This is a genomic window from Steroidobacter gossypii (assembly GCF_016801985.1).
GTDB lineage: Bacteria > Pseudomonadota > Gammaproteobacteria > Steroidobacterales > Steroidobacteraceae > Steroidobacter > Steroidobacter gossypii.
The window spans coordinates 63,648-85,412 of sequence record NZ_JAEVLS010000002.1; the positions used below are offsets into that span (position 1 = coordinate 63,648).

The window sequence follows — 21,765 nt, forward strand, 5'->3', positions numbered from 1 at the left end:
CATTAGTCATCAGTCACTTCTATGTTGCCTGTCATCGCTCTGGTCGGTCGCCCCAACGTCGGCAAATCGACCTTATTCAATTTCCTGACGCGCACCCGCGACGCATTGGTCGCGGACATGCCGGGGCTGACCCGCGATCGTAACTACGGTTACGGCAAGGTCGGCTCGCTGCCGTATGTGGTGGTCGATACGGGCGGTCTGGTCGTAGACGCGCGCGGCGTCGAGCAGCAGATGGTCAAGCAGGCGTTGCGCGCGGTGCAGGAGGCCGACCGGGTTTTGTTTCTGGTCGACTCGCGCAGCGGCGTCACCCCGGACGATCACTACATCGCGCAGACGCTGCGCAAGCTCAACAAGAAAGTTTTCATCGTCGCCAACAAGGCCGAAGGTGTCGACTCCGCTACCGCTGGCGCCGATTTCTATGCGCTAGGGTTGGGCGAGCCTCGCGCGATTTCCGCCGCACATGGCGATGGCGTGAAGGGATTGATGGATGACGCGCTGGAAGGCATCGAGCTCGCGGAGGGCGCGGCGGCCGCCGGCGGCCAGGATGACATTCGCGTCGCTGTGATCGGACGTCCCAATGTGGGCAAGTCCACGCTCATCAATCGTCTACTCGGTGAAGAGCGGTTGATCTCGTTCGATCAACCGGGCACGACGCGGGACGCCGTGTTCGTGCCGTTCGAGCGCGATGGGCACAACTATATGCTGATCGATACCGCGGGCGTGCGCCGTCGCGCGCGCGTCGAGGAAGCCATCGAGAAGTTCAGCGTCATCAAGGCGCTGCAGGCCGTCGATTCGGCCAACGTGGTGATCGGCGTGATCGATGCGCACGACGCTGTAACTGAGCAGGACGCGAGCTTGTTCGGCATGGTGGCGGAGCGAGGGCGCGCGTTGTTGATCGCGGTCAACAAGTGGGATGGCATTCCTTCGGACAAGCGCGATGAGATTCGCGCTGGGTTGGATTTGCGGCTGCCGTTTCTGGATTTCGCGCCGGTGCACTTCATCTCGGCTTTGCATGGCACGGGCGTTGGTGAGCTCATGCGCGGTGTCAAACATGCGTATGACGCGTCGATGCGTGAGTTGGCGACGCCTGAGCTGACTCGAGTGCTCGAGACGGCCATCGAACAACATCAACCGCCGTTGGTTCGCGGCCGGCGCATCAAGCTGCGCTACGCGCATCAGGGCGGTCGCAACCCGCCCATCATCGTGGTCCACGGCAACCAGATTCAGCACATCCCGGACGCTTACAAGCGCTATCTCGCGAACGTGTTTCGCAAGAACTTCCGGTTGGAAGGCACACCGGTGCGTATGGAATTTCGCACCGACGAGAATCCCTTCAAGGGCAAGCGGAATCCTTTGACCCCGCGGCAGCGGCGGTCGCGTCAGCGCTTGATGAAGCGGGTCAAGAAAAGGAGCTGAGACTTCAAGGATTGGCCAGCTTCAGCTCGGCCAGGAAGTCGGCGACCACGGGGCGGAAGCGGTCCATGTCGACCAGGAAGGAATCGTGGCCCTGAATGGAGGGCAGGCGGGCGAATTGTACGGCGCGAGTGCCGTTGCTGAGCCCGTCGGCCAGTTCCTGTTGTTGTTCGATCGGGAACAACAAATCCGTTTCCACGCCGATGATCAAAGCACGCTCCACCGTGAAGCGGCGCAGCGCTTCGGCGACGGAGCCGCCGTGGTCGGCGAGATCGAATAAATCCATGGCGCGCGAGATGTACAGGTAACAGTTCGGATCGAACTGACCGATGAATTTGACCGCGTGATTCTCCAGATACGATTCCACTTCGAAGTCGATGCCGAACGGATCGCCCGGCTTGCGCTCGGCGTTGGCGCGTTCGCGACCGAAGCGCTGCAGCCATTCCTTCGCCGATCGATAAGTGATCATGCCGAGCTTGCGCGCCAGGCGCATGCCCTGCACGGGAATCGCGTCCGGCGAATAATTGCCTTCCAACCACGCCGGATCGCGACGAATCATCTCCCGCTGCAGTGAGCGCAGGGCGATCGCGAAAGGCGTCGAGCGCGCGGCAGAGGAGATAGAAACCAGCGCTCGAGCGCCCTCGGGGAACAAGGCGCAGTAAGCCAGCACAGTCATGCCGCCGAGCGACGGACCCACCACCGCAGCTAGCTTCTTGATGCCGAGCGATGCCACGACCTCATGGCCGGCACGCGCGATGTCTTCGACGGTCAGTACCGGGAATGTCAGTCGATAACATTGCCCGGTCGCCGGGTTGATGGAGGCCGGCGACGTCGAACCGAACGGACTGCCCAGCGAGTTCACACAGATGACGAAAAAGCGCCGCGTATCGATGGGGCGGCCCGGACCGATCATGTCTTCCCACCAGCCCGGCGCCGGATCCTCGGTGGAGGAAGCGGCGTGCGCCGAGGGCGACAGGCCGGTGAAGATCAGGATGGCGTTGTCGTTGCAGAAGCTCGGCTCGCCCCAGGTTTCGTAGGCGATTTGCACGTCCGGCAGCGCGCCACCCCGGCGCATGGGGAAGGGGTGGTCGAGCTGGAGCATTTTGCGGGCTGAGGCCATGAGCTTCGCGGGTACGGCGTGTTCGGACCGCAGAGTGTAATCCTTCGCTGCGGCATCCAACATCGCCGGGCGCTATATGCAGATGCCGGCCGGACGGAAAACTACTTGCTGCCGATGAACAACGCCGGATCCACCATCGCGCGATTCAACGCCACGCCCCAGTGCAAATGAGGTCCGGTGACCCGGCCGGTGGCGCCGACGGTGCCGATGAGTTGGCCTGGTTCGAGGCGGTCGCCGGTTTTGACTTTGATGGTGTCGAGGTGGCAGTACATGGTCACGAGCCCGTCGCCGTGATCGATATACAAGGTGTTGCCGTTGAAAAAGAAATCTCCCGCTTCGACGACCACCCCCGCGGCCGGCGAGCGAATCGGCGTGCCGGTGGGCGCGGCGATATCCATTCCGGAGTGCGGATTGCGGGGCTGACCATTGAACACTCGCCGCGAGCCATATGAATCCGACCGCACACCTTCAACGGGTGAAATCAGCTGCAACGCCGGCGTGCCCGTGGCCGTGAATTTGGACAACGCCGCCTCCGATCGCTTCGTTTCCGCACTGATGCGCTTCAAATCTTCCGGATTCGGCTCGACCTTGCGCTTATCCTTGATGGTCAAGTGCTGGGTGCGATAGCTCTTGTCGGCGATTCGAAAGGGAACTTCAGTCGTCCCCTCCGGCGTGCTCACCTTCAACTTCAGCTCGCCAGGTTTTTCCGCGAGCGGAATGCCAACCACGGCGACCCATTGATCGTCACGACGAACGACCGCGACGCGATAGGCGTTGAACTGAACCGTGGGCGGCATCTCGCCACCCGGCACGGGAACCAGCGCAATCCCGCCCGGCACTCGACTCTCTTTCGGAAGGGCGACCGCGCCGGCGCTGAACCCAGCGAGAACGACAAAGGGCAGGGCGAAACGAAACAAATGCAACTTGAGCTTCGAATTCATGGGTTCTCGTCATCTCGATGCGGCGTGACCTTCTCGACGCGAGCCTGCACAGCACCGCGGGACAAACGCGTCTCGATCACATCACCTTGTTTGACTGACCTCGCATCCGTCACGACAGTTCCCTGCGCGTCAGTCACGATGGCGTAGCCTCGTTGCAACGTGGCCAGCGGACTCACAGCGTTCAGCTTGCCGGCTGCGAGGCGCAGGCGCGCGTCCAGCTTATGCAGTCGACGATGCACCAAGGTGTCCATGCTCTTGCTGGCCATCTCCACCCGACCGCGCAGTGACGAAATCCTCAGGGCCGGCGAGTGTTGCCGCAGACTGCCGGCCGCATGGCGCAAGCGATTGTCGAGCACGCTGAGCCGCCGCTGGAGCGACGTGCCCAATGTTTTGCTGGCCATTTCCAATCGACCGCGGGCAGCGGCAACGCGAAGGGCAGGGGAGTGCTGACGCAAATGCGCGGCGAGATGAACCAGGGTGCTCTTGCGCTCCTGCAAGCCACCGCGAGCACAGCGAACCAAACGCTGTTCCAGCTCATCGAGGCGCTGCGCCTTTTGCCTCAGCTCGACGCCAGGATGAACTTGCGCGAGTCGACGCTCCAGCCACACCAAACGCTGCTGACAACCCGCAACGTGACGAACCATTGCCGCATTCGCGCGCCTGCTCAACAGGGCGACGCTGCGTTTCCATTCGTTGCAATCGGGCGCGACCATCTCAGCAGCGCCTGAGGGTGTCGGCGCGCGCACGTCGGCGACGAAATCGGCGATTGTGAAATCCACTTCGTGACCGACACCAGACACCACCGGAATCCGGCAATCGAAGATGGCGCGGGCCACCACTTCCTCATTGAACGCCCACAGATCCTCCAGCGAGCCGCCGCCACGCGCGACGATCAATACATCGCACTCGGCACGCGCCGATGCGAGTCGAATCGTCGCGGCGATCTGGCCGGCCGCGCTCGCGCCCTGCACCTGAACGGGATAGATCAACACCGGGATCGTGCAGAAGCGCCGATGCAGAATGTTCAGCACGTCCCGAATCGCCGCGCCGGTGGGCGAAGTCACAACGCCGATGCGCTTGGGCAATCGCGGCAGCGGGCGCTTTCGAGCGGCATCGAATAAACCTTCAGCGGCCAGCTTGTTCTTCAGCAGGTCGAAGCGTCGACGTAGCAAGCCCTCGCCGGCTTCCTCCATATGATCCGCGATGAACTGATAATCGCCGCGCGGCTCGTACAGGCTCACGCGCCCACGCGTCAGCACATGCATGCCGTCCTTGGGCGTGAAGCGCGCCATCATGTTCTTCTGGCGGAACATGGCGCATCGCAGCTGTGCGGACTCGTCCTTGAGCGAGAAGTACCAGTGGCCGGACGAGGGGCGGGAGAGATTGGAAATCTCGCCCTCCAGCCATAGCGACGGCAGGCCGCGCTCGAGCAGCGTGCGCGCCTCCTTGTTCAGGCGAGCGGGAGTGTAGACATCCCGTTCAGGCTCGGTGGCCGTGGCCGGCGCGTCATCGATATCTTCTATCGGCGCCTTTCGGACTGGCTCGCGCGCCACCTTCCTGGCCGGCGGGGCTGCCGGTCGTTTTGCGACGGACGGCGCGGGCTCGGCGGCCGGGCGCGAGGCAGGCGCCGGCTCCTCCGGGGGTTTGGGCGCCGGCGGTGGCGCCGAGAAGTCGAATTCCAGTTCGCGATTCATCCCCGGAAGGCTACAGCCTACGTCCCTGCCGCGCACGTCCGGCTTAATCCCGCTTTTCTGGCTCGGGATCGGGCATCCTGCCACGACCCTCGCCGCCTCCTGCGGCGGCGGGGTACATCCCTGTACCCAGGGCGGCTCCCTTCACCCAAGGTGGCGCCAGGAACATTTACCGGAGGGGCCGCGCCGCGTACAATGGCGCGCTTTCATCGATTACCCGCGGGCACCCCACCATGCGTATTCTCGAGGAAGCACTCACCTTCGACGACGTGCTTCTGGTCCCGGCTTACTCCAATTTCCTGCCGCGCGACGCTGACCTCAGCACGCAACTTACCCGCTCGATCCGCCTCAACCTACCGGTCCTGTCCGCCGCCATGGACACTGTCACCGAAGCGCGGCTGGCGATCACCATCGCCCAGGAGGGCGGCATCGGCATCATCCACAAGAACATGAGCATCGAGGCCCAGGCGCGCGAAGTGGCCAAGGTGAAGAAGTTCGAAAGCGGCGTCATCCACGACCCGTTCACCATCTCCCCCGACAAGACCATTCGCGAAGTGCTGGAGCTGACCCGCTCCAAGAACATTTCAGGCGTGCCGGTGGTGGTGGGCTCCAAGGCGGTCGGCATCGTCACGCATCGCGACCTGCGTTTCGAGACCAAGCTGGACGCTCCGGTCTCCACAGTCATGACCCCGCAGGAGCGCTTGGTTACCGTGCGTGAGAACGCGCCAAAGGATGAAGTGCTGGCGCTGCTCCACAAGCATCGCATCGAGAAGGTGCTGGTGGTCGATGGCGACTTCAACTTGAAAGGCATGATCACGGTCAAGGATTTCCAGAAGGCCACCGAATTCCCGCGTGCGGCGAAGGATGAGCGAGGCGCACTGCGCGTCGGCGCCGCCGTCGGCACCGGTGCGGACACCATGAAGCGCGTCGCCGCGTTACGTGAGGTCGGCGTCGACGTGATCGTCGTCGATACCGCGCACGGCCATTCCAGCGGTGTGATTCAGATGGTGCGTGAGATCAAGAAGACCTGGCGCGATCAGCAGGTCATCGGCGGCAATATCGTGACGGCTGACGCCGCCCTGGCGCTGGTCGAAGCAGGCGCGGACGGCGTGAAAGTGGGTATCGGTCCCGGATCGATCTGCACGACTCGCGTCGTTGCTGGCGTCGGCGTGCCGCAGATCACCGCGGTGGCCAACGTCGCTGCAGCGTTGAAGAACACCGGCGTGCCGTTGATCGCCGATGGTGGCATTCGTTTCTCCGGCGATATCGCCAAAGCCCTGGTGGCTGGCGCGCATTCGGTGATGTGCGGCGGCATGTTCGCCGGCACCGAAGAATCGCCCGGCGATGTCGAGTTGTATCAAGGCGCCTCGTACAAGTCTTATCGCGGCATGGGCTCGCTCGGCGCCATGTCGCAGTCGCACGGCTCCAAGGACCGTTACTTCCAGGACGCGACCGAAGAGTTGGAAAAGCTGGTGCCGGAAGGCGTCGAAGGTCGCGTGCCTTACAAGGGCTCCGTGGTCACCATCCTGCATCAGCTGGCCGGCGGCCTGCGTGCGGCCATGGGCTACACCGGCTGTCAGACGATTGAAGAATTGCGCACCCGCCCGCAGTTCGTGCGAATCACGAACGCCGGTGTGCGCGAAAGCCATGTGCACGATGTGACGATCACGAAAGAAGCACCCAACTACCGTGTCAGCCGATAATCTGCCTCGCTCGGACATCCACGCGCACCGTATTCTGATCCTTGATTTCGGGGCGCAATACACTCAGCTGATCGCCCGGCGCGTGCGCGAGAGCGGCGTGTATTGCGAGATCCTTCCCTGGGATATCACGGATGCCGAAGTTCGCGAGTTCGGCGCGAAAGGCATCATCCTTTCGGGCGGCCCGGAGTCCGTGACCGATGTAAAAGGGCCTACAGCGCCGCAGGCAGTGTTTCAGCTCGGCGTGCCGGTGCTCGGCATTTGCTACGGCATGCAAACGATGGCCGCGCAGCTCGGCGGCCGTGTCACCGCAGGAACGCATCGTGAGTTCGGCTATGCCCAGGTGACTTCTTCCGCTCCCTGCAAATTGTTCGACGGAATGTTCGATCACAAGGACGCGCAGGGCCGCGCACTGCTCGATGTTTGGATGAGCCACGGCGATCGCGTGGACGAATTGCCTCCTGGCTTCGTGGCTGTCGGTTTCACCAACAGCGTGCCGTTGGCCGCCATGGCCGATGAATCGCGGCACTACTACGGCGTTCAGTTCCATCCCGAAGTGACTCACACCCTGCAGGGTGAAAAGATCCTGGAACGTTTCGTTCGCGAGATCTGCGGCTGCGAAGCGCGCTGGAGTCCGGGCAACATCATCACCGACTCGATCGCTCGCGTGCGCGAGCAGGTCGGTCGCGATAATGTGCTGCTGGGCTTGTCCGGCGGCGTGGATTCATCTGTCGTCGGCGCGCTGTTGCATCGTGCGATCGGCGATCAGCTCACCTGCGTATTCGTCGACCACGGCCTGCTGCGGCAGGGCGAGGGCGATCAAGTGATGGAAACGTTCGCCAAACATATGGGCGTGCGCGTCATTCGCGTCGATGCCGAAGAACGTTTCCTCACTGCGCTCAAGGGCGAAGTCGATCCGGAGCGCAAGCGCAAGATCATTGGCCGCCTGTTCGTCGAGGTGTTCGAAGAAGAGGCTGCCAAGCTGCAAGGCATCCGCTGGCTCGCGCAGGGCACGATCTATCCGGACGTGATCGAGTCGGCCGGCGCCCGCACGGGTAAAGCTCACGTGATCAAGAGCCACCACAACGTCGGCGGCTTGCCCGAGAAGATGAATCTGAAGCTCTGCGAGCCGCTGCGCGAGCTGTTCAAAGACGAAGTGCGCAAGCTCGGCGTCGAACTCGGTCTGCCTCGCGAGATGGTCTACCGCCATCCCTTCCCCGGCCCGGGCCTGGGCGTGCGCATCCTCGGCGAAGTCACCAAACAATACGCCGACTTGCTCCGTCAGGCTGACGCGATTTTCCTCGACGAGCTTCGCAAACACGACCTGTACGACCGCACCAGCCAGGCCTTCGCCGTATTCCTTCCGGTCCGCTCCGTTGCCGTGATGGGCGATGGCCGCCGCTACGACTACGTCATCGCCCTTCGCGCGGTCGAGACCATCGACTTCATGACTGCTCGCTGGTCCCGCCTGCCGTATGAGTTCCTGGATCTCGTGGCTCGCCGCATCTGCAACGAGGTCAACGGCATCTCGCGCGTGACCTACGACATTTCGGGCAAGCCGCCGGCGACGATCGAGTGGGAGTGATCGCGCCGTCATCCCGAGCGCGGTGGTTACTCCGATTGGACGCCACCGCGCACTGTCACGTCCGCCATGATCGACCAGTCTCTCTCGCCGAGCCCAGCTGAGACGGTTTCGACCATTCTTGTTCGCACCGCTTCGAGCATCGGCAGGGTGCGGCCGAGCTGAGTGCTGGCTTCGGTGGCAAGCCGCAGATCCTTCAGGCCGAGCCTCGCTTGAACCCGGGTTCGAATGAGCCTTCGGCGATCTGAGCGCTGTAGCTCTCGTAAGCGCGCCCGCTGAACAGCGTGCCCAGGATCAGTTCGAAGAAGCGCGTCCGTTCAAGACCTACGCCCTCGGTGAGAACCACGCCTTCGGCCATGGCCTCGATCGCCATGGCGATCATCATGTTCACCGCAATCTTGGCGGCGTTGGCCTGGGCTGGGATTTCGCCGAGCTTCCAGACCTTCTTGCTGAGCACGGCGAGCAGGGGTTCGATGATTGTGACGGCGTCAGGCTTGCCGCCCACCAGGATGTGCAGCTCGCCTGCGGCAGCCACATTTGGCCGGCCGAGCACAGGCGCTGACACGTAACCCACGCCAGCTGCCTCGTGAAGTTTCTCGAGTTCCTTCGCGAAGGCGACCGAGATGGTCGAAGTGACAACATGGATCAGTCCTGCGCGTGCGCGCTGGAGCAGGGCAGGACTGACGATCACTTCCCGGATCGCCGCGTCATCCGAGAGCATGGTGAAGACCACCTCGGCGTCGAACCCTTTTGCCGGGTGGTCGATCAGCGTCATGCCAGCGACGGTTTCAGGCGCGACCGGCGAGCGATTCCAGGCTCGTACCTCATGGCCGGCTTTGACGAGGTTGCGGGCGATGGCGGCGCCCATGCTGCCCAGGCCGATGAATCCAATCTGCATGCTGGCTCTCCCGTAGGGGTTTCGAGCTCCTTACGTTAGGTCGAATGGTCGTGAAATAGAACCGACAAAACTGCACGATGATTGTTCGATTGTGTGCGCCGGCCCGAGCTGAGTGCAAAATCTCCACAGCGGGACCGCCGTGGAGTGGGTTCAGCGGCCGCCCTATGTAAGCTGCATGTGCGCGGCCCTAAGTTGATGCCATGTCAACCCGCGCCCGCCCGCCCATGCAAACCCCCCGCAACGGTCGTTCTCGCAACGAACGACTCGCGTTGCTCGACGACGAAGATTCCCCCCAAAGCCCGTCCTACTTCGAATGGCGGGAAAAGACCATCCGCACCCAAGCCTACAAGCCCACGCCAAAGCCGGCGCCGAAGGTCAACGCCATTCAGCGATTGTTTCGGCTGTTCACCTAGTTCGCGGCACAGAGCGTCTGAGGCCCGCGCGGGCGCGGCTGCGCTGAAGGGCGAGCTCGATCAGGCGCGTGATTAGTTCGGTGGGAGGGACGCCGGAGAGTGACCAGAGTTTGGGGTACATCGAGACGGCGGTGAATCCCGGGAGCGTGTTGATCTCGTTCACCAGAAGTTTGCCGTCGCTGGTCAAAAACAAATCCACGCGAGCCATGCCGTCGCACTCCAGGACCTCGAACGTGCGCAATGCGAGGGCTTGAGCTTCCCATTGCTGGTCGGGCGAGATGCGCGCGGGGAGATCGAGGCGGGCGCCGTGCTCGTCGACGTACTTGGCGTCGTATGAGTAAAAGCCATCGGGATGATCGACGACGATCTCACCGGCCACCGTGACGGTGGCTGGATTGCCGCCTAACACCGCAAGCTCGATTTCTCTTGCCGAGACCGCCGCTTCCACGATGACTTTGGTATCGAATTCGAAGGCGAAGCGAATCGCTTCGGCAAGCGCCGTTGGCTGAGCGACCTTGCGGATGCCGACCGACGAGCCGGCGTTGGCCGGCTTGGTGAACATCGGGAAGCCGAGCGTGGCGAGCTCCTCGCATACGCGTCGAGGGTCCGCGTCGAACTGAGGTCGACGCACCGTGCGAAAGTTGGCCACTGGAATGCCGGCGTCACGAAGCAGACGTTTCATGACATCTTTGTCCATGCCGATGCCGGAGCCGAGCACCCCGGCGCCCACGTAAGGAATACCCGCGATCTCGAGCAACCCTTGCAGGGCGCCATCCTCGCCGAACGTTCCATGCAGAACCGGGAAGATGACATCGATCCGGTGGGACAGGTTCGAATCCGGATCGGCCGAAGCGAGAGTCGCGGGCATATCGAGAGGCCGACCGGCGCCGAGCGCGACCCGGCGAGGATCGGCGGCGCAGGCGAGTAGCTTCTGCTCGTCCTGGAGCAGCCAGCGCCCGGCTTTGTCGATGCCGATGAGCAACGGTTCGAAGCGTGTGCGATCCAGGGCCGCAAGCACATTCCGCGCGGAAAGTATAGAAATCTCGTGTTCCGTCGACTGGCCGCCAAACAGGATGCCAACCCGGATCTTGCCGCTCTGAGCCATGTGCTACCTCGTTCGAATGGGCCGCTTTCGAACAGGGTGCGTGCCGATTGTGGCAACGGCGTGGCAGAATCTGTCGCAAACGCGGCGCTCGAGCGGCAGCGCCAACAACATCCGCACCTCAAGCCCTGAGAATTTCGAGAGATGGATATCCTTTCCGCCGTCATCACGCTGTGGCTGATCATGGACCCGCTGGGCAATGTGCCGGTATTCCTGGCCGTGCTCAAGCGCGTCCCGCCCGAGCGTCGGCGGAAGATTCTGATTCGCGAGTGCCTGATCGCCTACGCGGTGCTGGTGTTTTTCATGCTGGTGGGCGAACGGGCGCTGGCCCTGCTGCAGATCCAGCAGGAAACCATCAGCATGGCCGGCGGCATCGTGCTGTTCCTGATCGCGCTACGCATGATCTTCCCACAGCACGGCGGCTTCGACGATTCGGGCGATGGCGAGCCGCTGGTGGTGCCGCTGGCCATTCCGCTCATCGCCGGTCCGTCCACACTGGCAACGTTGCTGTTGCTGCGTGGAACCGCGGAAAGCATGTTCGAGCTCTGGCTCGCTACCACGATCGCGTGGTCGGCGACCGCGGCCATCCTGATCGCCGCACCGTTCTTCTATCGGGCGCTGGGCGATCGCGGTTTGACGGCGATGGAGCGCTTGATGGGCATGGTGCTGGTGATGATCAGCGTGCAGATGTTCCTGAACGGCGTGGCGACGTTCATGGAGCACTCGCGGTGATGAGTTTCAACATTCGCTCCGCGGTGGTGCATGCAAGAGCATGAGCTTTTCTGGCGAGGCCTGGCCGCGAGTTTTCTCGCCGGCATGGGCACGGTGCTCGGAGCGGTCTGGGTGTTCTTTTTTCGGCGGCCGTCCCCCAAGGCGCAGGACGCGTTGCTGAGCGGGGCCGCCGGTGTGATGCTGGCGGCAACGTTCTTTTCGCTGCTGCAGCCGGCGCTCGATCACGCCGAATCTCACATCAGCTCCAAGCCGCTCGCGGTGCTGGTTGTAATCGCAGGGTTGCTGGGTGGCGCCCTCGGCTTGTATTGGGTGCATCGGCGCGTGCCGCACGAGCATTTCGTGTTGGGCAAGGAAGGGCCGGACAGCTTGCGAATGCAGCGGCTTTGGCTGTTCGTCATCGCCATCACGTTGCACAACTTCCCCGAGGGCATGGCGGTGGGCGTCGGCTTCGCCGGCGGCGACGTTGGCAAGGCTACGCCGCTGGCCGTGGGCATCGGATTACAAAACATTCCGGAAGGACTCGCCGTGGCGGCCGCGATGCTTGCCATCGACTATCCCAAGTCGCAGGCTTTCATGGTCGCCGCATTGACCGGCCTGGTCGAACCGCTGGGCGGTGCTCTCGGCAGCTCGGCAGTGTGGATCGCCGGACCGGCCATGCCAGTGGTGCTCGGGCTCGCCGCCGGCGCGATGCTGTTCATCATCAGCGATGAAATCATTCCCGAGACTCATCGCGGCGGTTACGAAGACATCGCGACGTTCTCGTTGCTCGGCGGCTTCGCGGTCATGATGTTTCTGGACGCGGTGTTCGCTTGAGCGCGATGTGAGCCCTTCGTCGGGCTGTCACGGCGCGACGAAGGGCGGCACAAACATGGGCATCATGACGCGGGTTGTTTATTACAGGTCACCAGCCGGTTCCAATCGGCGAAGAAGCCATCGGGATTGCGTTCCCACGCCCACACGTGCAGTTCGTAGAACGCAGGCAAGCCGTAGCGATTGGGCTCGCCGACGAAGTGCATCAGATGACCGTCGACGGATGGGGCGCCACCATCCGGATTGTTCTTCGCCCAGTCGGCTGCGATCACCAGGAACTCTACACCCACCAGGCGCATCGCGCCGTTTGATTGCGGTTCGTAGATGAGCAGCTCGGGTTCAGCGCCATCGATCTCGCCGTCGCCCACGCGAGCGGGCAATGCGAAGTGCACGCCCATTGCGCCGAAGTTTGGACCGCTCACGCAGGGAGTCGCGGGGACCCAGCCCTCGGCGATCGCGACGCTGATGTCTCTATAGCGAGCTGTCGCTTGTCTCACTTTCTCGACGAGCGGTGACGATCCTCTGTTGGTCGAGGCCCGCGATGATTCAGTCGCGTTCTGATCGCCGGCTGTTGTCAATAGCGGCACGGTAAGCAGCACGGCGAAGGACAGCACTCGTTGCAGTGTATTCACGGCAGGTTCTCCCCTTTTTGATAGGACGCCCGCTGACGATAGGTCGGTGCAGCGGGGTCATAAAGGGCAAACTTGCCTATTTTTCGCGTGCGGCGCAGCGATGGACTACTTCTAGCGCAGCGATCGTTGTTGGACCTGCCACTGCGGGTTCACACACAGTGTGCAGCGATCACCGACGAACATTCCTTTGGCGGCGGACGATTCGTCGCCGCGCAGTTGCCATTGGATCCACGCGACGGCCACTTCGCCGAATGCGCCGCCGTTGTCGGAGGAATAGGTGCCGAAGTGGCCGACGTCGGGGCGCACGGCATGGAACACCGGAATGTTCGTCGGCATGGTTTGGAAGTCACGCAGGCCGTTGGGATGCGCAACGTCGCTTGGGCCGCCGGTGACGATGAGCACGGAGCTGTGCAGCGCGCTGAAGATGGCGGCGTTCGGTTCGAGCAGGCCGCTGTTCCAAATGCCCACGGTTTTGACGCGTTTGTCGCCGGAGGCGCCGTAGGCCATCAAGCCGCCGCAGGACATGCCCATCACCGCGACGTTACTCATATCGATCTTGTCGAAGTAACGGCTGTCGCGGTCTTGATTGCGAGCTTCGATCCAATCGAGGGCGGCGATCAGGGCGGTGCCGTCGGGTTTGGGCGATTTGCTGGGTCGCTCGATTGGCTGGCGAACCTCGTTGTCGGGGCGAACGCGGCGCTCGCCGGCGATGGGTGGGCCGTCCGCGATCACGAGCACGCCGTGCGAGGCGATCTCCGCCAGGAATTCGGCGAACAACAGACCGGATTTCTTGCAGGCGCCGTTGCCCCAGGCGAGCACCGGATGTTTGATGCCGCCGAAGCGCTCGGGGCGATAGAGCGTGTGCGTCGAGAGACTCGAGTCGTGTTCTACCACGACGCCGTAGGCGCCCGAGGGCGGCTTGCCCGTCAGCTCGGCGTCTATCGTCTTCACGCCGGAGGTCTCGCTTGCGATCGATGCTGTCGAGATCAGCAGGGCTGTCAGGATGTAGAGGTGATGTTTGGAAAGCATGGCTATTATGGCGTGATCGCGCGGCCGCGGGCTAGGGTTCACCAGGTCTTACGGAAGCTCACTGCAAACAATCGGCCGAGCGGGCTGGTGGACTGGGGGTCGTAGCCGCCGGAGATGTTTACGAACGGTGGATCCTCATCCGCGAGGTTCTGCACGTCGAGGGCGACGGTGAGGCCGTCGGAGAATTGCGTGAGGTCGTAGCCGAGGTGCAGGTCGACAGTGGTGTATGCGTCGATGCTGCGGGGAACGGCGACGCCGACCTGATCGTACGAGCTCACGTGATTGACGAACGCGACCGCGTTCAAGTCGTTTCGGTTCCAGCCGAGCTCGGCGCGGCCGCGGAAGCGTTGAGGGTAATTGAGAGTGCCGACGACGGAGACTTGCGGCGCGCCGGGGGCGGCGGAGGTGGTGAGGTCGGTGAAGTAGGAGCCGTTGAAGCCGGCGCGGAGCTGGCCGCCGGCAAGATCCCAGCGATAGCTCAGTTCGGCATCGATGCCCTTGGCGATGGTCTGGCCCAGGTTCTGACGGCGTCCGTCCTGAATGTATGTAACCAGCGCAGGATTGATGGAAGAGTTGATCGGCAGGCCTGACGCAAGCAGCGCGGCCACTTGCTCCGGTGTGGGATCCAGAATGCGATATGGCGCGTAAATCGGATTCGTCAGCAAGCCCGCCGTTCCGCGCAACCCGACGATCTGATTTTCATAATCGATGCTGAAGTAAGTCAGCGAGGCGCGCAGATCCGGAAGCGCTTGCGGTGTGTATTCCAGCCCGGCGGACCACGTCGTGGCTTCCTCCGCCTGAACGTCTGGATTGCCGCCTGCGATGCCAATGCCTTGGCACGTCGTCGCAGGTGGGCGGTGATTGCAGGGCAGAGTGTCGCCATACAGACCATAGCCACCCGAGCGCGGATCGTTTTCTGCGAGCCCGGGCGCTCGAAACGAAGTACCCCAGCTGCCGCGCAACGCGAGGTCCGCCAACGGTCGCCAGGTGAGACCGATCTTTGGATTGAAGGTATCGCCGAAGTCGCTGTACTCCTCGTAACGACCCGCCAGAGAAATACCGAGTTCCTGACCGGAGGACGAGTTCGCTCCAATGATGGGCACGTACGCTTCAGCGAACACCGCGTTCACGTCGCGTGAGATATTGCTCGGCACGTACACGGGCGCCACCGTCGAACCTTGCGTGAGCAGTCCGCCCAAGCCTTCGTCGCGATACTCGGCACCGACAGCGAGCCGCAAGTCGCCGCCCGGTAGCGACACGATCGGTCCGTCGGCTTGTACCGCCGCCACGATCATCTCGGTGTCCCCTTGGATGATGAACATGCCGTTGCGAATCGCCGCCACCGTATTCGGATCGGAGATGCCGCCGCCACCGAACGGGTTGAAGGCCAACGCTGGGTTGGGATTGGCCAGCGCCGCGTTGATGCCGCCAGGCGTGGTGTTGAGATTCTGCGTACGTCGCACGAAGTCTTCGCTCTTGCCTCGCGCCACATAGGCTTCCGCCTGCCAGGAAGTAGAGAGGTTGAACCGCGCACCGAACACGGCTTCCCAAGACTCGGCTTCGCCCGGGTTCTCGGGAATGCCGCCGTCGTTGGCGAAGTCATATTGAACGATGACTGGGCCGGTGCCGCCGGTAGGGTTGACGTAGTACGGGTTGGCGCTGGTCACCGTGAGATTCGACACGACCTGCGAATCCTTCAATGAGAAGGTGCGACGTGAGAAGTAGCCCTCGGCAAACAACGTCACCGCGTCGCCCAGATCTTGTGAGACCGCGGCGAATGCGCTGGTGCGCCTGAGATCCGGAATGATGTCGCCGCGCTTGAGGTTGTCGCACAGATTTCGCGTGTTGGGCGTAAACGATGCCGGTGTCAGGCCCGTGCCGGTGGAGTTCGCAGGAATGGCGTAAGGAACACCGCCAACCAGGATGGTGCCGGGTGCGCATTGCTGTGAGCGAAGATCGTCGCCACCGAAGCGGCGCAAATCCGATGTGTAGAAATCTCTATCCTTGCCTTCGAGCGCGCTGTGATAGGTGTGCTCGACAGCTGCCATGGCGCGGCCCGAGCTCCAATTGAAACCGCCGATCTGCCCGACCGACCAATCGTAATAACCGTCGGCGACGCCATAGCGAGCAGCACTCTCCGCACCGGTGAACTCGCGCCTCGGCACGAGATTCACGACGCCCGTCACCGCATCCGAGCCGTAGATGGCGGAGCCGCCGTCAGCAACGACTTCCAGGCGCTCGATCGCAATGGAAGGAATGACCGATGCGTCGGTGAACTGACCTTGCGTGCCCGCAGGGGGCATGCGGCGACCGCCGAGCAGCAGCAAGGTTGCGTTCGAACCAATGCCGCGAAGGTTCACGGCGACGCCGCGCGTAGCGTTGGCTGCGCCGTTCTGCGCGCCCGAGGCTGTTTCCGAAGCGCCGAGACCAACGACCTGCGGCAGCTTGCGAATGAGATCACTGGTACTCGGCGCGCCTGTTTCGACGATCACGTCGCGATCCAATGCAATGACATTCGAGCCGGTTGGCTCCACGCCGCGAATGCGACTGCCAGTGACCACCACCTCGTTCAAGCTCTCGCCCGATGTTTCGTTCTGCGAGAACGCAGGTGGCGTGCTCAGAGCTGCCGCGCTGAATGCAAGACCGAGCGCGCGATGAAACGTGCGACGCGCCGACGCGCCGTCCAGTGTCGATACATGGATCGCCATGAAGTCCCCCAATCGTCATTCGTAGTTCGAGTCGAGCGCCGCAAGTTGTAGCACACAAAAAAACGGCGCAAGGCATCGAGATAAAAATAATGTCGGTCCAAATGAATTCCTTATGGCGTATTGACGCCGGCGAAGCCGAGAGAAAACAATCGTCCGCGTTGCGCATCGAGTCGACGCCGGGTCATACGAAGCGCTTATGCGGCCATCTCCGTTTGCTTATGGAGGGGCGAAAGAACTTTAGAAATATTTTCATCGGGGGATGTGCATGACCGAGAGTTTCGGCATGACGGCGCTGCTGCTCATCGTTGCGTCCGCCAATGGCGCCCAGGCGGCCGATCAGGCGTGTTCCAATCTGCAATCGCTGAGGTTGGAGAACACGAAGCTCGTTGCAACGCCGATCGCTCCCTCGCCGCAGTGGACGCTGGAGAGTGACACGCTCACGCGCGGTCCCGTGTCGGTCACTGAGCCGTTCTGTCGCGTTCAGGGACGCATCGAAACAGAGATCGAGTTCGAATTGTGGTTGCCGCCGCCGTCGCGTTGGAATGGCAAGCATCTCGGCGTCGGTAACGGCGGTTACGCAGGCTTCATCAACTACAGCTCGCTCGCGCACGGCCTGAAGCGCGGCTATGCCACTGCATCCACAGACACGGGTCACAAGGGCGGGCCGGCGGATGCATCGTGGGCTCTGGGGCATCCTGAACGGATCGAAAATTACGGCGGCCGAGCACAGCATCTGACCGCGACGGCCGCGAAGCGAATTCTCAAGGCGTACTACGCGAAGCCGGCGCGCTACTCGTATTTCATGGGATGTTCGAACGGCGGGCAGCAGGGGCTCACGGCTGCCCAGCGCTATCCCGCGGATTACGACGGCATCGTATCCGGTGCGCCGGGCACGAGCTTTCCTGATATGTCGACGTACGTGATGCTCAGCGGTCGCGCCAACGCAGCCAATGCGGAAGGGCAACTCACGCAACAAGACATGGAGCATGCGGTGCGCCGGATGGTGGCTGCGTGTGACAAGAACGATGGCGTGGAAGACGGGCTCATCGAACACCCGCCGTCGTGCAAATTCGACTTCGACTCACTGACTTGCAGCGGCGCCGAGCAGGGGCACTGCTTGAGCAGGGCGCAGGTCGCGAATCTGCGCAGTTTGTTCTCGCCGCTGCAAGATGCCGCGGGCAACGAGATATATCCGCCGCCGGCGATCGGCACGATATTGCCGGTGTCGGAGCTCGCACGCCGCGGCAAGTTGGGCGCCGACATGTATCGCTACGCCGTGTTTCAGGACAAAAACTGGGATCCGGCCTCGTTCGTGCTGGAGCGGGATCTGCCGATTGCGCGACAGCGACTGAAGGCGCTGATCTCGGACGAGGTGGACCTTTCTGCCTTCGAGCGACGCAATGCTCGACTGATCCTGTATCACGGCTGGGATGATTCCGGTCCATCCCCTTACAACAGCATCAATTACTACGAAGCCGTCCGCAGCACGGTCGGCGCGCAGAGAACCGATAGCTTCTTTCGCATGTTCATGGTTCCCGGCATGTATCACTGTCGCGGCGGCCCGGGCCCGAACAGCTTCGGCAATGCCGGCGATCCGCCGGTGCTCGATGCTCGGCACGATGTTCTCATGGCGCTGGAACAATGGGTCGAGCGGGGCGCGGCGCCCGAGCAGATCGTCGCCAGTCATGTGCAGGAAGGGCAGGTGACGCGCACACGACCGTTGTGTCCATACCCCAAGCGCGCGCGGTACAAGGGAGCGGGCGATACAAACCGGGCTGAAAACTTCGAGTGTGTAGCGCCATGAGTTCTTCAGACGACGTCCTGCTCTATGCGGTGGGAGACGTGGGTCCCAGCCGCCCGGATCCCGACACCTTGTTCGACTATGTGCGTCCCACGCTGCAACAAGCGGACGTGGCCTTCATGCAGCTCGAGCTGCCGATCTCGGAGCGTGGCGCTCGTTTGCCCCAGGTCCGGCATACCGATCGCAGTCCGAAATCCGCAGCGCCTGCGTTTCGACGGGCAGGTTTCACGGTCGCTTCGCTGGCCGGCAATCACTGCATGGATTGGGGTGCGGAGGCGATGTTCGACACGGTGAACGCCTTGCGCGAGAGCGGATTGAGCGTCGTGGGCGTCGGCGCGAATATCATCGAAGCACGCCAGCCAGTCATCGCCGAAGCCAAAGGCCGGCGCATCGCATTTCTGGCGTACAGCTCGATTCTGCCGATGGGCTTCTGGGCCGAAGAGAATCGTCCAGGCTGTGCGCCGATGCGTGCGTGGACGCTTTACGAGCAGGTCGAGCACGATCAGCCTGGCACACCGGCGCGAATCCACACCTTTCCCAATCGCGACGATTTGCGTGCGCTCACCGAAGACATCGCGAAGGTGAGAGATCAGGTGGACTTCGTCGCGGTGTCGCTGCACTGGGGCATCCACTTCATTCCAGGGGTCATCGCCGACTATCAACGCGACGTCGGGCGGGCGGCAATCGACGCTGGCGCGGACGTGATCCTTGGTCACCACGCGCACATTCTGAAGGGCGTCGATATCTACAAGAGCAAGCCCATCTTCTACAGTCTGTGCAATTTCGCGATGGATCTGCACATGGACGAGAAGCATGCGCGCAGCAAGGGCTTCCGGGAAATTCAGAAACTGCATCCGGAATGGGAGCCGAACTTCGCCATCACCTATAACTTCCCACCGGATTCACGGCACACAGCCATCGTCAAATGCGTGCTCAAGCGTGGCGAGCCACCGCGCATCACCTTGCTGCCCACCTGCATCGGGCCGATGTCACAGCCGGAAATCCTGAAGGCCGCCGATCCGAGGTTCGAAGAAGTGCGGGCATACCTGGAGCGGCATACCGCAAGCCAAGGACTCAACGCGCGCTACATCGTCCAGGGCGACGAACTGTTACTCGAAGCGGTGGATGCATGAACTGCTGGGTTGCAAAGTGGCCCCGACGTTTGATCATGAGCTTGGCCGCGTGCGCCTTCATCGGCGCCGCTGCTCGTGCCGAGGTCATCAGGTTCGAAGTGAAATCCACCGAGCCCGCGTTCGCAGGTCGGACCTTCGGCAAGGTTGGCTCGTACGAGATCATCCGCGGCGTCGCTCACTATCGCGTGGATCCGGCGCTCGCAGTGAACGCGGGATTGGTGAACATCGATCGTGCACCTCGTGACGAACAGGGAAGTGTGGCGTTCGACGCCGACGTCATCATCCTGAAGCCGGCCGACATGGCCAAGGGCAATGGCCGCATGCTGTACGAGATGGTCAATCGCGGCCGGCCGTTGAGCATCGGCCTGTTGAATCGCGTCGAGCCCGGCGCCAGCCGCGGAAGCTTCACTGGCGAGCCGGATGCCGGCGACGGATTCCTGATGAACGCAGGCTTCACCGTCGTCATGAGCGGCTGGCAAGCCGAGTATCCGTTGCAGGATGCGCCGCCGATGGCCGTCGCGCTGGGCAGTCGTTTGCCGCGTGCGCCGGATTCAACCTTGCTGAGCGCGCGACTGCCGGTCGCGAGGGAGGCGAATGGCGCCCCACTCACCGGTGTCACGCGAGAGCAGTTCTTCGATGTGGGTTCCGCCGGCACATTCATCGGCTATCTCACCTATCCCGCGGCCGATCTCTCCGGGAAAGCAACATTGACGATGCGCGAGCGTGACGCGGATCCACCGATCAGCCCGCCGGGATTGTCATGGCGTTATCTCGATCCGTGGCGCATCGAAGTCACCAAGCCTGCCGGCACGACCCCCGGTGCCTTGTTCGAGTTCGTATATCAGGCGCGCGATCCGGTGGTCTATGGATTGGCGCTGGCCTCCATGCGCGATCTGGTCTCTTACTTGAGATACAGCGACGCCGAGGGCAATCCGGTACGCATGCGCGGTAGAGCGGCCATCGAGAAGGTCATCGCACTCGGCGCATCCCAGACGGGCCGTACGTTGAAGGAGCTGGTGTCGCACTTCAATGAAGACGAGTCGGGACGCAAAGTGCTCGACGGCGCGAACATCGTGATCTCCGGCGCCGGCCGCAATTCAGTGAACTCGGCGTTCGCGCGCCCGGGATTGAAGGACGCGCAACACTCGAGCTGGGGGCTGCGCGGGGACGAGTTTCCTTTCAGCTATCCAGTGACGACCGATCCGCTGAGTCGCCGAACCGACGGCGTGCTGAGCCATTGCTCGGCGGCGGGCTCTTGCCCGCGCATCATTCATATCGATTCGGAGAATGAGCTCTGGCACGGCGGCACGCTCACTTATCTGGATATGAATGGGCGCGACCTGACTTTCCCAGAGAACGTGCGCGTGTTCGTGTTCGCGGGGACCGAGCACAATGCCGCGCCTCGCCCCGGCGCCAGCCCACGTTTCTGTGCGGCGCCGGCGCCAGCCATGATCGAATGGAGTGGATTCGCGCGAGCGTTGTTCGTGGCGTTGGATCGATGGGTGACGAACGATGAAACACCGCCCGACGGCCGTTATCCCACTGTCGCGCGCGGCGAGTTGGTGCCACAGTCAGCTTACAAGTTTCCGCAGCTTCCCGAGGCCCGCTATGTGGGCGCCTTCTCGGCGAAGCATTACTACGATTTCAGCCAGCAGCCGCCGAAGCGCATGGGCTCCTATCCATTGCTTGTGCCGCAAGCGGACGCGGATGGTCTGATGATCGGGGGCGTGCGGCATCCGTTCGTTAGCGTGCCGCTCGCAACGAATGCGGGATGGAATGTGCGCAAGCCAGGATTCGGCGAAGGCGATCTGTGCATGGCGACCGGCCTGCACGTGCCGTTCGCCGCGACTCGACGCGAGCGAGAAGAACGCAAAGACCCGAGGCCGTCCATCGAAGAGCGCTACGAATCGCAACACGCTTATGTCGAGGCGGTGGCGCAGGCGGCGAGTGCGCTGGCAAAGGATCGCCTGTTGCTGCCGGGCGATGCACAAGCCATCGTCGCCGAAGCGCCAGCTCGATATCAGCAAGCGATTGCGCGTCGCGACCAGGCGGGAGAATGA

General features: G+C 62.7%; 16 protein-coding genes and 1 pseudogene. 9 read left to right on the forward strand and 8 right to left on the reverse strand.

All coding sequences use genetic code 11. The features are described 5' to 3' along the window. Window positions 1-21 precede the first annotated feature (21 nt). Window positions 22-1,416, forward strand: a complete 1,395-nt coding sequence (gene der, locus JM946_RS07700; RefSeq protein WP_203166623.1) for a ribosome biogenesis GTPase Der — start codon at window positions 22-24, stop codon at window positions 1,414-1,416. Between the two features lie 4 nt (window positions 1,417-1,420). Here the strand turns inward: der and metX are convergent, their stop codons facing one another. The 3 genes from metX to xseA form a co-directional block, all read right to left on the reverse strand. Continuing rightward, complete coding sequence (metX, locus tag JM946_RS07705; RefSeq protein WP_203166624.1) at window positions 1,421-2,533, reverse strand: homoserine O-acetyltransferase MetX; 1,113 nt, start codon at window positions 2,531-2,533, stop codon at window positions 1,421-1,423. A 101-nt stretch (window positions 2,534-2,634) separates the two neighbouring features. Then, entirely contained in the window at window positions 2,635-3,474 is an 840-nt protein-coding gene (locus tag JM946_RS07710; RefSeq protein ID WP_203166625.1) for a peptidoglycan DD-metalloendopeptidase family protein, read from the reverse strand. Continuing rightward, a complete protein-coding gene (xseA, locus tag JM946_RS07715; RefSeq protein WP_203166626.1) occupies window positions 3,471-5,168 on the reverse strand; it encodes an exodeoxyribonuclease VII large subunit in 1,698 nt (565 codons plus the stop codon). The genes JM946_RS07710 and xseA overlap by 4 nt, the downstream gene beginning before the upstream one ends. Window positions 5,169-5,398: 230 nt before the next feature. On the opposite strand from xseA, the gene guaB reads away from it, so the two are divergent. Together guaB and guaA are read left to right on the forward strand one after the other, a co-directional pair. Next, window positions 5,399-6,868, forward strand: a complete 1,470-nt coding sequence (guaB, locus tag JM946_RS07720; protein ID WP_203166627.1) for an IMP dehydrogenase — start codon at window positions 5,399-5,401, stop codon at window positions 6,866-6,868. Next, window positions 6,855-8,450, forward strand: coding sequence for a glutamine-hydrolyzing GMP synthase (gene guaA / locus JM946_RS07725; protein WP_407700509.1), 1,596 nt, complete (start codon window positions 6,855-6,857; stop codon window positions 8,448-8,450). Before guaB ends, guaA begins: the two co-directional genes overlap by 14 nt. A gap of 26 nt (window positions 8,451-8,476) precedes the next feature. Here guaA and JM946_RS07730 read toward each other — a convergent pair. After that, window positions 8,477-9,345 (reverse strand): annotated as a pseudogene (locus tag JM946_RS07730) (NAD(P)-dependent oxidoreductase). Between the two features lie 200 nt (window positions 9,346-9,545). Here JM946_RS07730 and JM946_RS07735 point away from each other — a divergent pair. Then, window positions 9,546-9,758, forward strand: coding sequence for a hypothetical protein (locus JM946_RS07735; protein WP_203166629.1), 213 nt, complete (start codon window positions 9,546-9,548; stop codon window positions 9,756-9,758). Here the strand turns inward: JM946_RS07735 and JM946_RS07740 are convergent. Next, on the reverse strand, window positions 9,751-10,863 hold the full coding sequence (locus JM946_RS07740; RefSeq protein WP_203166630.1) for a D-alanine--D-alanine ligase family protein: 1,113 nt from the start codon (window positions 10,861-10,863) through the stop codon (window positions 9,751-9,753). The two genes, JM946_RS07735 and JM946_RS07740, sit on opposite strands and share 8 nt — an antisense overlap. A 141-nt stretch (window positions 10,864-11,004) precedes the next feature. Here JM946_RS07740 and JM946_RS07745 point away from each other — a divergent pair, with 141 nt between their 5' ends. Continuing rightward, on the forward strand, window positions 11,005-11,592 hold the full coding sequence (locus JM946_RS07745) for a YhgN family NAAT transporter (protein WP_203166631.1): 588 nt from the start codon (window positions 11,005-11,007) through the stop codon (window positions 11,590-11,592). Window positions 11,593-11,622: 30 nt separating this feature from the next. Continuing rightward, window positions 11,623-12,405, forward strand: coding sequence for a ZIP family metal transporter (locus JM946_RS07750; RefSeq protein ID WP_203166632.1), 783 nt, complete (start codon window positions 11,623-11,625; stop codon window positions 12,403-12,405). 62 nt (window positions 12,406-12,467) lie between these two features. Here JM946_RS07750 and JM946_RS07755 read toward each other — a convergent pair whose 3' ends face one another. The 3 genes from JM946_RS07755 to JM946_RS07765 all read right to left on the reverse strand — a co-directional run bounded on the left by JM946_RS07755 (window position 12,468) and on the right by JM946_RS07765 (window position 16,771). After that, a complete protein-coding gene (locus JM946_RS07755) occupies window positions 12,468-13,034 on the reverse strand; it encodes a hypothetical protein (RefSeq protein ID WP_203166633.1) in 567 nt (188 codons plus the stop codon). Window positions 13,035-13,145: 111 nt separating this feature from the next. After that, on the reverse strand, window positions 13,146-14,105 hold the full coding sequence (locus tag JM946_RS07760) for an alpha/beta hydrolase (protein WP_203166634.1): 960 nt from the start codon (window positions 14,103-14,105) through the stop codon (window positions 13,146-13,148). Then, a complete protein-coding gene (locus tag JM946_RS07765) occupies window positions 14,102-16,771 on the reverse strand; it encodes a TonB-dependent receptor plug domain-containing protein (RefSeq protein WP_203166635.1) in 2,670 nt (889 codons plus the stop codon). Before JM946_RS07765 ends, JM946_RS07760 begins: the two co-directional genes overlap by 4 nt. Window positions 16,772-17,036: 265 nt before the next feature. On the opposite strand from JM946_RS07765, the gene JM946_RS07770 reads away from it, so the two are divergent. The 3 genes from JM946_RS07770 to JM946_RS07780 are packed head-to-tail and all read left to right on the forward strand — an operon-like array spanning window position 17,037 to window position 21,765. Next, complete coding sequence (locus tag JM946_RS07770; protein WP_203166636.1) at window positions 17,037-18,575, forward strand: tannase/feruloyl esterase family alpha/beta hydrolase; 1,539 nt, start codon at window positions 17,037-17,039, stop codon at window positions 18,573-18,575. Beyond that, the gene (locus JM946_RS07775) at window positions 18,572-19,705 is read left to right on the forward strand and encodes a CapA family protein (protein WP_203166637.1); all 1,134 of its coding nucleotides are present in this window, start codon (window positions 18,572-18,574) and stop codon (window positions 19,703-19,705) included. Before JM946_RS07770 ends, JM946_RS07775 begins: the two co-directional genes overlap by 4 nt. Before the next feature lie 35 nt (window positions 19,706-19,740). After that, on the forward strand, window positions 19,741-21,765 hold the full coding sequence (locus tag JM946_RS07780; protein ID WP_203166638.1) for an alpha/beta hydrolase domain-containing protein: 2,025 nt from the start codon (window positions 19,741-19,743) through the stop codon (window positions 21,763-21,765).

Excerpts from the sequence above, each read along its gene's own strand:
- der (WP_203166623.1), top strand. The coding sequence starts at position 22 with ATGTTGCCTGTCATCGCTCTGGTCGGTCGCCCCAACGTCGGCAAATCG.
- metX (WP_203166624.1), bottom strand. The coding sequence starts at position 2,533 with ATGGCCTCAGCCCGCAAAATGCTCCAGCTCGACCACCCCTTCCCCATG.
- JM946_RS07710 (WP_203166625.1), bottom strand. The coding sequence starts at position 3,474 with ATGAATTCGAAGCTCAAGTTGCATTTGTTTCGTTTCGCCCTGCCCTTT.
- xseA (WP_203166626.1), bottom strand. The coding sequence starts at position 5,168 with ATGAATCGCGAACTGGAATTCGACTTCTCGGCGCCACCGCCGGCGCCC.
- guaB (WP_203166627.1), top strand. The coding sequence starts at position 5,399 with ATGCGTATTCTCGAGGAAGCACTCACCTTCGACGACGTGCTTCTGGTC.
- JM946_RS07735 (WP_203166629.1), top strand. The coding sequence starts at position 9,546 with ATGTCAACCCGCGCCCGCCCGCCCATGCAAACCCCCCGCAACGGTCGT.
- JM946_RS07740 (WP_203166630.1), bottom strand. The coding sequence starts at position 10,863 with ATGGCTCAGAGCGGCAAGATCCGGGTTGGCATCCTGTTTGGCGGCCAG.
- JM946_RS07745 (WP_203166631.1), top strand. The coding sequence starts at position 11,005 with ATGGATATCCTTTCCGCCGTCATCACGCTGTGGCTGATCATGGACCCG.
- JM946_RS07750 (WP_203166632.1), top strand. The coding sequence starts at position 11,623 with ATGCAAGAGCATGAGCTTTTCTGGCGAGGCCTGGCCGCGAGTTTTCTC.
- JM946_RS07765 (WP_203166635.1), bottom strand. The coding sequence starts at position 16,771 with ATGGCGATCCATGTATCGACACTGGACGGCGCGTCGGCGCGTCGCACG.
- JM946_RS07770 (WP_203166636.1), top strand. The coding sequence starts at position 17,037 with ATGACCGAGAGTTTCGGCATGACGGCGCTGCTGCTCATCGTTGCGTCC.
- JM946_RS07775 (WP_203166637.1), top strand. The coding sequence starts at position 18,572 with ATGAGTTCTTCAGACGACGTCCTGCTCTATGCGGTGGGAGACGTGGGT.
- JM946_RS07780 (WP_203166638.1), top strand. The coding sequence starts at position 19,741 with ATGAGCTTGGCCGCGTGCGCCTTCATCGGCGCCGCTGCTCGTGCCGAG.